The following is a 13,518-nucleotide window of genomic DNA, read 5'->3' on the forward strand; positions in this document are numbered from 1 at the left end:
TCGGTTTATTGCACATGATTATTACCGAACTTAAGCATATAGAGTTCATTGAAGTTTCTTGCCCCATGCCGTTTTACCGCCTTGGCCTTATAGCCACTGACCGTTTTTATCGACAGATGCAGCATCTTGGCTATCTGTGATTGCGAGTACCCCTCCACTAAAAGCTTTAATACTCGATTCTCTTTCTGCGACGACTTCAGCACCTCCCCCCAAATATCACCAAAGAGATTATCCGTCACCGTCCTGGGTTGCGCTGAATCCATAGTTCTGACCAGATTTTTTAGATCGGCATAGGCAATTTTTTTATCGACTACAAAGTCGGATAAATGCTTAACCATCGCAGAACACTCTTTACCTTTAGAAAGCAGAGTGACCACATAAATCGTTTTATTTTCCTTTTTCAGACCATAAATCTGTTTTATGGTGTTGTATATATCGTTTGAGTCCCCATCAATAAAAGCAACGTAACTTTCATTAAGGCACAAGCTTGATTTTGGCTCAGAGTTTAGGGACTCGACAATTGAACCGAAGGCGATCTTATTAAAAGGGCAAGGGTAATTCGTGTCAAATAATAACATGGGTAACTTCCTGAAAAATGATACTTGGATTTGGTGAAGTACCAGGCCTAAGGCTATCCCAAATAACCTTGTTCATTGTTAACCGACGTCAGAAGCCTAACCCATAAGGGTTTTGCCGATGTCTACCTGGTACTGAACTTATCGTACTGCTCAGGATTGACGTTGCGCCTGCCACACCTAAACCCGGCAAACTGCGCCCCACATCAATCTGAGCCTCAAGTTACAGGAAAAGTTACCACGCAGTTATTTATAACTGAAATTACGTTATTTATAGATTTAAATTCTAAATTTTAAGTTTATTAATGACATTTATGGAGCTTAACACCTGGTTACCGCAGTTGAGTTTAGCAACAAGTCACCCTATTGCTTAACCTACACGCCAAGGATGCTATCTAATAGGTGACTTCAAGCATGATTGCTTAGCTTTAACATGTAGAGCTCGTTGAAGTTTCTTGCCCCATGCCTTTTTATCGCCTTAACCTTATAGCCGCTGATGGTTTTTATCGATAAGTTTAACATTTTGGCTATTTGGTATTGGCTGTGGCCATCCAACAACAGCTTCAATACCAGATACTCTTTCTGAGAAGACTTCAGAATATCCCCCCAGATATCGCCAAAAACATTATCCGCTAACGCCTTGGGTTTTGCCGTAACCATGGTTCTGATCAGCCGTTGCAGATCGTCATAGGTGATTTTTTTATCTACCACGTAATCGGATAGATGCCTGATCACCGAGGAACAATCTTTATCTTTTGACAGCAACGTGACCATATAAACGACTTCGCTGTTCTTGCGTAGCTCGTAAACCGACTTGACGACGCTGTAGATATTAGCCGAGTCCCCATCAACAAAAGCGATAGAGCCCTCGCCATAAGACAAGGCAGGAATTGGCTCACAACTTAAGGTGTCGATCAGCGATTTAAACGTTATTTTGCTTAATGAACAGGAATAATCCGAGTCTATTAGAATCATTGGAATACTTACCTCCTGGTAAAAATAATCCATCCATATTGGAACGCGCAGCATTCAGGAGCACCAATGACTGGCGATCCAATATTGTTTTTAATATACACCCAGGTTCTAATACCATAGATAGAGCAAACCAAAATTAACTTATGGCTCTTTTATTTATGTAAAAAACTCTCTCATCACCTGGATAGAGTCATGATATCCTTTTACACCCAGCCTTATCAGTATATTCTTATAAAATTATTATCGTCAATCAATTTTATTGCTTAAAATAATCATTACACACCATGAAAAACATTCACCATATTTTATAATCGCTTATAGGTGGATTTATTCAACAAAACACTAAATTATAAGACAATAAGAAAAAACAAAGAGAAAACTCCCATTTAAATCCGTTATAAACGTCAATACAATAACGCCATGACATTCAACACAACCCAGCAAATTGATTTTCAATCAGGATGTCTAACCCCATCAGAGCTTATTGCTATGCTTTGATTTTCATATTGATAAGTAGAACTCTTTCGCGCGTAAATGACCGTTCATCGGGACAGGTAGATATCAATACCCACCAATCTTCAAAAAAAGAAGCGCTGACCAAAAAGATACCACCGCCATACAGGATATAGGGCGGGGCTGAAGGGCCTTTCATACCTGCAAGGAAGCGCTATGATAAAGCGCACTTTTTCCATTTTATCGCCGAGCACGACCACTATTTTGCTCATGGCTTTTGCGTCGGACTAAACGCATTCTGCTACTGGCAAGAGATATCCCTACACTGGTTGATGCCATCCCAACGACTGGGTTAGTGGGCTATAAACCACTGTATTGCGAAAATAGCTAACCATTGGGCTCCATGTTCTCTTCTCTAATGCAGAAGTTGCTTCTTTCAGCTCCCCTTTCCTTACCGTTTAACCTCATCGATGTAACCTATTCAGTCTATTACAAGAGCAGTTTGCGGAATGCTTCCAATTTTTGGCTGTGACAGCCTATTGCCTATTGGGCTAGTATAGCGGCTGAAAAAAGATCCTGATGCTGCGCCTGTAAACCTAGGATCTTGCCGAGTTTGGGGTGGATTTTATCCGCCAATCTCGCCATTGTGCAGGCTTTGAGTGACAAAGGTTTGCCAGCCTGTTTGCCGGTCATATATGCTCAATCCCTTGACCAACCGATTGATTTATTTGAGCAGCGCTTGCTGTTGCTCATCCTGAACGTTTTGGCGGTTTTTTAATGAGGCGACGTGATACCCAATGACGACAATGAATATCACAATCAACTTTGAATTCAATGGATTGGAACGGTAACGTTATGACAAGCACCGAAAAACTCGATTCGCACACCCCGATGATGCAGCAATACCTGCGCCTTAAGGCGCAGCATCCGGAGATCTTGCTGTTCTATCGGATGGGGGATTTCTACGAGCTGTTCTATGACGATGCCAAACGAGCCTCTCAGTTGCTGGATATCTCGCTGACCAAACGCGGTGCCTCTGCGGGTGAACCCATCCCAATGGCGGGCGTACCTCACCATGCGGTGGAGAATTATCTCGCCAAGCTGGTACAGCTTGGGGAATCGGCCGCAATCTGTGAGCAGATTGGCGACCCTGCCACCAGCAAAGGCCCGGTAGAGCGTAAAGTGGTGCGCATCGTTACCCCTGGCACCATCACCGACGAAGCCCTGCTGCAAGAGCGCCAGGACAACCTGCTGGCCGCCATCTGGCAAGATGGCCGCGGCTTTGGCTATGCCACATTGGATCTCAGCTCCGGCCGCTTCCGCGTTGCCCAGCCAGAAGATCTTGAAACCATGGCAGCCGAGCTGCAACGTACCAATCCGGCTGAGCTGCTGTACCCGGAAAACTTCGAGCAAATGGCGCTGATCGAACAGCGCCACGGCCTGCGCCGCCGCCCGCTGTGGGAATTCGAGCTGGATACCGCACGCCAGCAGTTGAACCTGCAGTTCGGCACCCGCGATCTGACCGGCTTTGGCGTCGAGCAGGCCCATCAGGCGCTACGCGCGGCGGGCTGCCTGCTGCAATATGTCAAAGATACCCAGCGTACTTCGCTGCCACATATCCGTGGCCTCACCATGGAGCGCCAGCAAGACGGCATCATTATGGATGCGGCCACCCGCCGTAATCTGGAAATCACCCAGAACCTGTCCGGCGGCGGCGAAAATACCCTGGCCGCCATCCTCGATCGTACCGTTACCCCAATGGGTAGCCGTATGCTCAAGCGCTGGTTGCATATGCCCACCCGTGACGTCCAGGTGCTGAACAACCGCCAGCAGGCCATCGCTGCATTGCAGCCATTGAGTAGCGAGTTGCAGCAACCTCTGCGTCAGGTTGGCGATCTGGAGCGTATTCTTGCCCGTTTGGCACTGCGCACGGCTCGACCACGGGATCTCGCACGTATGCGCCACGCCTTCCAGCAGTTGCCGGATATCCGCGCCCTGCTGGAAAACGCTGATGCACCACAGATGCAAAAGCTGTTGTCACAGGTCGGTCAATTTGACGAGCTACAGGCACTGCTGGAGCACGCTATTGTGGAATCCCCACCGGTGTTGGTCCGTGATGGTGGTGTGATTGCTCCGGGTTATAACGAAGAGCTGGATGAATGGCGGGCGCTGGCCGACGGTGCTACCGACTATCTGGATCGCCTGGAGATCCGCGAGCGCGAGAAGCTGGGCCTGGATACGCTGAAGGTTGGTTTCAACGGCGTACATGGTTACTACATTCAGGTCAGCCGTGGCCAAAGCCACCTGGTGCCAATCCACTATGTGCGCCGCCAAACGCTGAAGAATGCAGAACGCTACATCATTCCCGAGCTGAAAGAGTATGAAGACAAGGTGCTGACCTCAAAAGGGAAAGCCTTGGCGATCGAAAAAGGGCTGTATGACGAGCTGTTTGATCTGCTGCTGCCGCATCTGGAGCAACTGCAACAGAGCGCCGGAGCCTTGGCCGAGCTGGATGTGTTAGCCAACCTGGCGGAACGTGCCGAAACGCTGAACTACGCCTGCCCGACCATCACTGAGCAGCCCGGCATTCGCATCGTCGATGGCCGCCACCCGGTAGTGGAGCAGGTGTTAAAAGAACCTTTTATTGCCAACCCGGTTTCTCTTTCACCGCAGCGCCGTATGCTGATCATTACCGGCCCGAATATGGGCGGTAAAAGTACCTATATGCGGCAAACGGCCCTGATTGTGTTACTGGCACATATCGGTAGCTATGTACCGGCGGCAAAAGCCACCATCGGACCGGTGGATCGTATCTTTACCCGCGTGGGCGCGGCAGACGATCTGGCTTCTGGCCGCTCAACCTTTATGGTGGAAATGACCGAAACTGCCAATATCCTGCATAACGCCACGGAAAACAGCCTGGTGCTGATGGATGAGATTGGCCGTGGCACCTCCACCTACGACGGGCTTTCCTTAGCCTGGGCCTGTGCCGAAAACCTGGCCAGCCGCATCAAGGCTATGACGCTGTTTGCCACCCATTACTTTGAGCTGACCACCTTGCCGGAGAAAATGGAGGGCGTGGTTAACGTGCATCTGGATGCGCTGGAGCACGGTGATACCATTGCCTTTATGCATAGCGTACAAGATGGCGCTGCCAGTAAGAGCTACGGCTTGGCGGTAGCGGCGTTGGCTGGCGTACCGCGTGATGTGATCAAACGTGCGCGCCAGAAGCTGCGTGAGTTGGAGAGCCTCTCCAGCCAGACGGCGGCGGGTACGGTAGATGCCACCCAGATGACGTTGTTGAACGAAGAGGTGTCACCGGCGGTAGAAGCGTTGGAGACGTTGGATCCGGATTCTCTTTCGCCACGCCAGGCGTTGGAGTGGATCTACCGGTTGAAAAGCCTGGTCTGAGGCGGTTTCATTGACTTGGGCATATGACCCCTCTCCCACAGTGAGAGGGGATTGTCCGAGTTCGTTATCAATTGCAGACACTGGCCTAACCACGTTACTCGTCATCTCTCTTTTACGGAAAAACAGAACGATCACCGTACCTGATGACAACACCGTCAATCGCAGCAAATCGCAGGCATAAAAAAACGGTGAGCGTCATCAACGCTCACCGTTCTTATTTTATGACTATAACGCGTTTATTCGCGGAACAGTGCCTCAATACTCAGGCCCTGCATTTGCAGAATTTCACGCAGGCGGCGTAAGCCTTCAACCTGGATCTGACGAACACGCTCACGTGTCAGGCCAATCTCACGGCCAACATCTTCCAGCGTAGCCGCTTCATACCCTAACAGGCCGAAACGGCGAGCCAACACTTCACGCTGTTTGGCGTTCAATTCGAACAGCCATTTGACGATGCTCTGTTTCATATCATCGTCTTGCGTGGTGTCTTCAGGCCCGTTGTCTTTCTCGTCGGTCAGAATGTCCAACAGGGCTTTCTCTGAATCCCCACCTAACGGCGTATCGACAGAAGTGATACGTTCGTTCAGGCGCAGCATACGGCTGACGTCATCAACCGGTTTGTCGAGTTGCTCCGCAATCTCTTCAGCGCTGGGTTCATGATCCAGTTTGTGAGAAAGCTCGCGCGCGGTGCGCAAGTAAACATTCAGTTCTTTGACGATATGGATCGGCAAACGGATAGTCCGGGTTTGATTCATGATCGCCCGTTCAATCGTCTGGCGGATCCACCAGGTCGCATAGGTGGAAAAACGGAAACCGCGCTCTGGGTCAAACTTTTCCACCGCACGGATCAGACCAAGGTTACCCTCTTCGATCAGATCCAGCAGCGCCAGGCCGCGATTGCTATAACGACGGGCAATTTTCACTACCAGCCTCAGGTTACTTTCTATCATGCGGCGGCGGGACGGCACATCTCCGCGCAGTGCACGCCGCGCAAAATAAACTTCTTCCTCTGCGGTTAGCAGAGGGGAGTAACCGATTTCGCCCAGATAGAGCTGCGTGGCATCCAATACGCGTTGGGTAACACCTTGAGACAACAGCTCGTCTTCCGCCAAGTCATTCTCGCTGGTCTCTTCTTCTACCTGCGCTTTTTCATCGAATGACTCAGCCTCCATGGCGTTCTCATCGAAATCTGCATCGTCATGTAACTCGTTAACTTTCAGCGTATTTTGGCTCATAAAGCGGCTCCTACCCGTGATACCGCGAGCAGAATACAACGCATTCTGCCCAATCTATCGCTGCGGAAGATAACGCAGCGGGTTTACGGATTTCCCCTTGTAACGAATCTCGAAATGCAAACGTACTGAACTGGTTCCGGTGCTTCCCATCGTTGCTATTTTTTGCCCCGCCTTAACTTCTTGTTGTTCCCGGACCAGCATGGTGTCGTTATGGGCGTAGGCACTCAAGTAATCATCGTTGTGTTTGATGATGATTAAATTACCGTAACCCCGCAAAGCGTTGCCTGCGTACACTACACGGCCATCGGCGGTAGCAACAATCGGCTGCCCACGGGAACCAGAGATATCGATGCCTTTGTTCCCACCTTCCGATGAGGAGAAGTTATCGATGATCTTACCGTCAGTTGGCCATTTCCAGGTGCTAACTGGGGCGCTGTTGCTGGCGGTGCTGCTCGCCGGAGGCGTAGCGGCTGGTGCGGTAACAGGAGCTGCGGCTGAGCCTGCCACTACGGCTCCTGATGTAGGTAACATTTTACCTACATTCTGTTTACTCGAGTTATCAGAATACGCGTTCGTTGATTGAGAATCAACCGTTGCAGTTTGTATCTGAGTGGTAGAAGGTGGTTTTGACACCGTACCATTACCACCCGCTAACATCCCACCGCCGCCATTGGCAGAACCACTCCCCAGTTGCAGGGTTTGGCCGACTTCCAGGCTGTATGGCTGTGGAATATTGTTGCGTTGGGCCAGATCGCGGAAATCGTTGCCGGTGATCCAGGCAATGTAGAACAACGTGTCGCCACGTTTAACGGTATAGGTACTACCACCGTTGTAGCTCCCTTTGGGGATCGAGTTATAGCTACGGTTGTAAACAATACGCCCCTGTGATGCATTGCCGCCACCGGCGTTGGCCGATGCGGCAGCTCCACCACCACCGACGCTGCTGATAGGTGCCGAAGTAGAATTTTTATCCGAACAACCCACTAACCAAACACTTAACATCGTACACACCGCAACTCGGCGTAAAGAACTCATTGGGCTTCCCGTGCTCATGCTTCCCCCATGACAGCAATATCAAAAAATACCTTATACATCGTAGCCGAGCTTTATCGTTCTACAGCACAAGGTTTCCCCGGCCGATCCCTGAAAACCAGAAGATCACCCACCAGGGAGCTAAAAAACCGTGGCGCCAATGCTAGCCACATTGGCACGATCACGCCATAAGACAACTACATACTGGAACAATTCTAATAAAAATTAATATTATTCAACTTATTTATCCGTCATGTTGCTCTGCGTAGGCTAAGCCAGTTCGCCCTTGACCAAGGGAACGAATCGCACCGCTTCAACGGTATCGATGGAAAATTCACCGCCCCGCCGCTGAATGCATTGCAGTACCTGAGCCTGTTCGCCCACCGGCAACACCAAAATTCCACCGTCGTCCAACTGCTGCATCAACGCCTGCGGGATCTCCGGCGGCGCGGCCGTTACGATGATCGCATCAAATGGTCCACGCGACCCCCAGCCTTGCCAACCGTCGCCATGGCGGGTTGAGACATTGTGCAGATCAAGCTGCTTGAGACGACGCTTGGCCTGCCACTGTAGCCCTTTGATGCGTTCAACGGAGCAGACATGCTGCACCATATGCGCCAGGATCGCGGTCTGATAACCCGAACCGGTGCCAATCTCCAGCACGCGTGAGCTCGGCTGCAGGTTCAGCAGCTCGGTCATGCGCGCGACCATATAAGGCTGAGAAATCGTCTGCCCCGAACCAATAGGCAGGGCCGTGTTCTCATAGGCTTTATGGGCTAATGCTTCATCAACAAAACGCTCACGCGGAACGTTCTCGATTGCCTTGAGCAGCCGTTCGTCCCTGATCCCCTGCTGGCGCAGCTGTGCCAGCAGCGTTTGTATGCGTTTGTTCACCATTCCCCGCTAACCTCTGCTTTGGTTAACCATTTTGATAGCACATCTTGCGCCCCGTAGGCGGTCAAATCCACCTGCAAAGGCGTGACCGACACGTAACCCTGCTCCACGGCGGCAAAATCCGTGTCTGGGCCCGCATCGAATTTATCACCCGGTGGCCCGATCCAATACAGCATCTGGCCACGCGGATCCGGTTGGCTAAACACCTTATCGGCGGGATGCCGGCTGCCACAGCGGGTCACTCGTATCCCTTTAATTTCCGCCAACGGTAAATCAGGGACATTGATATTTAGGATTTTACCGGTACGCAGCGGTTCTTGTTGCAGCGCGCGCAATATTCGGCAGGTGACTACCGCCGCCGTCTCATAATGCTGATGACCATTGAGCGACACCGCCAAAGCGGGTAGCCCCAGATGGCGGCCTTCCATCGCAGCAGCCACGGTGCCGGAATAGATAACGTCATCACCCAGATTTGGCCCGGCGTTGATACCAGACACCACAATCTCCGGTGCTGGCAGCATCAGTTCATTAACGCCAAGGTAGACACAGTCCGTCGGGGTGCCCTGCTGCACGGCAATATCGCCGTTGGGCAACGTCAGCGTACGCAGCGGCGATTCCAGCGTCAGCGCGTTGGAAGAGCCACTACGGTTACGATCGGGGGCCACCACCTGCACTTCGGCGAATTCACGCAACGCCGCCGCCAGTATCTGGATACCCGGGGCGCTAACGCCGTCGTCGTTGCTCAGTAGTATTCTCATAATGAATTTAAACGACTTTCTTGATGAAAGCGATAAAACGAAGAGTTTGACTTACCTTGCTACATCCATCTGTTTTTAATGATATTTTCAATAGTAAGCCCAACCTGCCGTGTTACCCATTGTGACTTGCGTGGTACAGCAAGGCTTGCCTCGCTGTTGCTGATAGTATTAGCCAAAACGGCCAGCTATGCGATCTACTATACAATTCAACGGTCATCAGTGGCAAACAGGGCAGGATAGCCCCCTCGGCAAAGGGGCCAGGTTGAATACCTGAGGTAGGGTGAGGGCCGACGAGTTCGCCCCTCCAGACTATTGGGTCGTGGGCATATAAACTACGCGCAGCTTGCCGGTGTAATCCCCCGCCGTTTTATCCGCCATTGAGAAGGCAGGCGTCGTCAGGGTCAGCGGGGCCGGCACGCAAAGTACCGCGGCTCCACCGCCAGGTAGAACCACCAGCCGCTGAATATTGCGACGGTTGGTATCGCTCCAGACGATTTCTTTGCCATTGGCGACGTTTTGCACTGCCCCGGTGGTGGGATTGATCACGCTGACCTGGTAGTCCAGCCGGTCACGTGGCTTGGATTTATCCCCCCCATTACGATACAGGGAGAATTGCCCGTCGGCTCGCTCCGGTGCGGTGATACCCTCATCCTGAAATAGCAGGCTGATACGTTTACTGGCCGAGTTGTTGCCGTCGTAGAGGCACACATCCAGGCTGGTACTACCGCTAACGCTCTTGCCGCTACCAACGCCTGGCCGAGTTTTCAGGTTCAGGTTAACAACGGGTGCCGAAGTCGGGAAGGCGGGTAGATAAATCTGCTGATTACTATTATCCGTCACATTGAACACGATGTCCGCAGACCAGGTATGTAATTTCGTGACGTTCGTACACCCCTCTGCCGTACTGCTCCAGTCTCCCGAACAAGAAGTAATAGGCCATTGCATCAGGTCTTGTTTAAGCGTGGCCGTCCAACGTCCAGCACTTAACTTCTTCAGTTCTGCCTGAGGAATCGAAAACGTAAAAAAGGCCTCACAGGGCCCGTCAGCCTCAGCGCTACCAATCGTACCCAGAGTGCACTTCTTCCCGTCCGTCTTCGGTATCGTTTTTCTGCTGCCTTCAATGACCAAAGAGACCACGGTTGTCGTTTCTGCCAAAGTAAAATTCAGCGTTATTTTTGTGGGCCTTACCGATGAATTATTCCAGACCGGTCTATTCAGGCATGCACCATATTTTTTGTCGGTCCGACTTTGGCAGACCAGAGTGTTACGCCCCCACTTTGGTTGATCATTTTCATCAAACCCGGCAGATAAATTATCCCAGATAACAACTTTTGCAGGCATAGAGTCCAGAGCTAGCCCCATGGTTAACACCGTATTTTGTGCTACGGGTGGTGTCGCAGCCAACGTCGCGGTGGGGAAAACCAACAACGCTGGCAGGAGCATTAAAGCATTGACGCTTATTTTCATTTTCAAATCCTTAATTCATGTTCATCGCCACCGGCACTCCAGAGCCATGGCCCTGCCGCACGGCCATCAATTGCGCCTGCTTCTGCTCGGCTGGCGGTATGTTAGCCATGGTCACCCCTGCACAGCGGGTGGTACCGACATAGCGCACCACGTCACGCATGGCCTGCACCTTCATGGCACACTGATAGAACTGCGAGCCACGCATCAGATACAGTTGCTTCATTGGCTGGGTGGTTTCCAGGCTAAAGCCACCTTCACCCAGCGGGGTCCAGGACAGTACGTTAAGAGGAATGCCGTTAACCAAAGGCCTATCCTGCTCATCCAGCATTCTGCCCAACCAGGTGTAACGCGAAGTCACCTCAATATTCCGGCGCAGCACTTTCCCCGGCACCATAAACGCCATACGCGTTCCCGCCCCTCGGCGGATCTCGCTGCTGATACCGGCAGGAGCGCTAAGTGATTCGTTGATATCAAAGGTGGTTGGCTGATAGCCCGGTACGGTAAACAGTGCCCGGCTGTTGCTGCGTACGTCCGTCTGGCCGCTGCCGTCTACCGCTACGCTGATCAATGCGGCACGGCTTTCTTCCCCTGCATCCACCCCAACCGTGATCGCGGAGGCCGGGCGGCCATCTCCCCAGCGTCCCCAATAAAGTCCGCTGCGATCGACCAACAAAGAAGAGCTATAGCTGCCGCTGCTGCTGAGCGTGTGCCGGTTCGCTACCTTGTCATAGGCGTCACTGACGGCGAAGCTGCCGTTACCGTACTGTCCACCGGCACGGGCGTAGGTTGCAGCGGTCAGGGTCTGGCTATTGACGCCATAAATCGAAGCCCCCAGCTCATTTTGCCCGCTCTCATCCATATAGCGGCTGTAGTTGGCGTTATAACTGAGTTGCCCTTCCCCACGCTGGCTATTGCGATAGTTGGCGCCCAGAGAGGTAGTGCTGTTAGTGGCACCGCCACGGCGCCCTGAGAACGATAGGCTGATGGTGAAGTAGCCGCCTTTGTCGGTTCCCTGCTGGCCGCTATCATGGCGCCTGAAAGCGCTGACTCCGCTATTGATGTTAATGTCGTTGAACGCAAAGGAACGGCTGACCCCAATCTGCCAGGTTTGACTACGCGAACGCGTCGTGTAGATCTGCTCCCAAGGGGCGACATCCTGATGGTTGTCATCATTGCCAGACAGTTCACTGCGATAGCGGTAACGCCCTCCACTGCTGTTAAGCGAGTAGCCAATATTGGCAAACCACTGCGCGAGCGGGACTGAAAGCATCAGGTTGGAACTCTGGTAACAACCGCTAAAACCATAGTTTCTCTGTTGAGAGCCGCAGTCAGGCACCGAGAGGGCCGAGCGGTAGAAACTCAATGAAAAACCGTCGTTATAGTTTATTTGCTGAATATTTCCCCGCGTCCCCTCGCTACCGGCCAGATAACTGGCGCGAGCCGTCATGACGCCATCCAACGGGCCACTGTTAAAACCATGGCTCCAGTCCGCCGCCCCTTCCCAGTAGTGTACGTCGCTCAATATCGTGCTACCCGCCGTCAGCGACAGCGAATCGGTCAACGGAATACGCAACCCGCCTTGCACCACCCGCCGATCGTCCGCCATAGGATGCGTATCGTGGTCTACTTCAACCCCGGCTTGCAGGAACCACTGAGGGCCATTGAGCTGAGACACACCGGTGTTGGTATAAGGAACGGTTTCTGTCCTGACTAACTGGTTATCCTCATAGATCCGCAATGTGACGGTATAGCTGCCGCTGGGGAAGGTACGCGTATCCAGTTCCTGTGCCCCGGCATTCAGGTAAAAGGAAGACAGTAACTGTTCGTCACGATAGGCGTCGATGCGAGCGTTGCGCGAAAGGAAGACCGAGACCGGGGTCCCACGGGAAACCTGGCTCTGGTTGACCCAGGCCATGGTCGAACCAGCCCGTAACCCACGGATCTTGCCAATCGGCAATTGGCTCAGGTTGATGTTGCCCCCCGCATTGCTGAAGATGTCACGGGAGTCCATCATTCCGCCTTGCAGATAGAGGCTTTTCCACAAGTCCTGCCGAAAATAGGCATTATTCATCTCTATCTGCTGATGGTTGCTATGGCGGTAGCGCTGCCCCGTATAGAACCAGTCGGCATTAAGATAGCCATTTTCAGTGACGCCCAGTGAGCCAGTCCCCTGCAGCGACAATGACTGATAGCTTTCATCAGCAACAAAATTGAGGTTTTGCTGATGGATCAGCGCATTTTCACTTTCTGCTGTCGCCTGATAGAAACCGCTACCGACAGCTTTTTTCGGGAGGTACTGACGGTCAAGGAACAGGTTAACCCGGGAATTATTCTCGTCATAGATGATGCCAACCGTCTGGGTTTCCAGATAGTCGCAACTTGGCGCGTTACCATTACCGCTGCAGGCAAGGTTGCCATTACGCGCGAGCGGTTGCCCCAGCGCTGCCATCAGTTGTGCACCAAGCTCAGGATCGTCGTTGAACTGTTGCTTCACGGCATCAGCCAGTTCCGCTGGCTTTATGAAGACAACCTGTTCCAGATTAATATTGGCTTCATAAAGCCCGAGAGACTTGCCATAAAGGGAAACATCAACCCAAACAAGCTGCCCTTGTGCCAAGGCCTCGAAGCCTGGTGGAATTTTAGGGGTAGCCGACGAATCGTGTTGCATAATCATAAGGCCTACCAACAACCCTGCAGATAGGCTAGCGCGAAAAGCCA

General features: G+C 52.0%; 9 protein-coding genes. 1 reads left to right on the forward strand and 8 read right to left on the reverse strand.

Annotation, left to right across the window (positions count from 1 at the left end; genetic code table 11):
* Positions 1-5: 5 nt before the first annotated feature.
* On the reverse strand, positions 6-578 hold the full coding sequence (locus IMQ33_RS14740; RefSeq protein WP_196062244.1) for a helix-turn-helix transcriptional regulator: 573 nt from the start codon (positions 576-578) through the stop codon (positions 6-8).
* Positions 579-983: 405 nt separating this feature from the next.
* The gene (locus IMQ33_RS14745) at positions 984-1,550 is read right to left on the reverse strand and encodes a LuxR C-terminal-related transcriptional regulator (protein ID WP_065687016.1); all 567 of its coding nucleotides are present in this window, start codon (positions 1,548-1,550) and stop codon (positions 984-986) included.
* Between the two features lie 1,308 nt (positions 1,551-2,858).
* Here IMQ33_RS14745 and mutS point away from each other — a divergent pair.
* A complete protein-coding gene (gene mutS / locus IMQ33_RS14750) occupies positions 2,859-5,414 on the forward strand; it encodes a DNA mismatch repair protein MutS (protein WP_196062243.1) in 2,556 nt (851 codons plus the stop codon).
* Positions 5,415-5,650: 236 nt separating this feature from the next.
* On the opposite strand, the gene rpoS is transcribed toward mutS, so the two are convergent.
* The 6 genes from rpoS to IMQ33_RS14780 form a co-directional block, all read right to left on the reverse strand.
* A complete protein-coding gene (gene rpoS, locus IMQ33_RS14755) occupies positions 5,651-6,649 on the reverse strand; it encodes an RNA polymerase sigma factor RpoS (protein ID WP_024484093.1) in 999 nt (332 codons plus the stop codon).
* Between the two features lie 54 nt (positions 6,650-6,703).
* Positions 6,704-7,684 carry a murein hydrolase activator NlpD gene (gene nlpD, locus IMQ33_RS14760; RefSeq protein WP_065687017.1) on the reverse strand — a complete coding sequence of 327 codons (981 nt, stop codon included), beginning with the start codon at positions 7,682-7,684 and terminating at the stop codon, positions 6,704-6,706.
* Between the two features lie 267 nt (positions 7,685-7,951).
* Positions 7,952-8,578 carry a protein-L-isoaspartate(D-aspartate) O-methyltransferase gene (locus IMQ33_RS14765; protein WP_065687018.1) on the reverse strand — a complete coding sequence of 209 codons (627 nt, stop codon included), beginning with the start codon at positions 8,576-8,578 and terminating at the stop codon, positions 7,952-7,954.
* Positions 8,572-9,333: a 5'/3'-nucleotidase SurE gene (gene surE / locus IMQ33_RS14770; protein ID WP_065687019.1), complete on the reverse strand. Its 762-nt coding sequence runs from the start codon at positions 9,331-9,333 to the stop codon at positions 8,572-8,574. The genes IMQ33_RS14765 and surE overlap by 7 nt, the downstream gene beginning before the upstream one ends.
* Positions 9,334-9,642: 309 nt before the next feature.
* Complete coding sequence (locus IMQ33_RS14775; RefSeq protein ID WP_065687020.1) at positions 9,643-10,800, reverse strand: CfaE/CblD family pilus tip adhesin; 1,158 nt, start codon at positions 10,798-10,800, stop codon at positions 9,643-9,645.
* A gap of 10 nt (positions 10,801-10,810) precedes the next feature.
* Entirely contained in the window at positions 10,811-13,474 is a 2,664-nt protein-coding gene (locus tag IMQ33_RS14780; RefSeq protein ID WP_230326742.1) for a TcfC E-set like domain-containing protein, read from the reverse strand.
* Positions 13,475-13,518: the final 44 nt, after the last annotated feature.

The sequence above is a fragment of the Serratia sp. Res13-Sevr-LER1-36-b genome, from assembly GCF_015673035.1.
GTDB classification, from domain to species: Bacteria; Pseudomonadota; Gammaproteobacteria; order Enterobacterales; family Enterobacteriaceae; genus Chania; species Chania fonticola_C.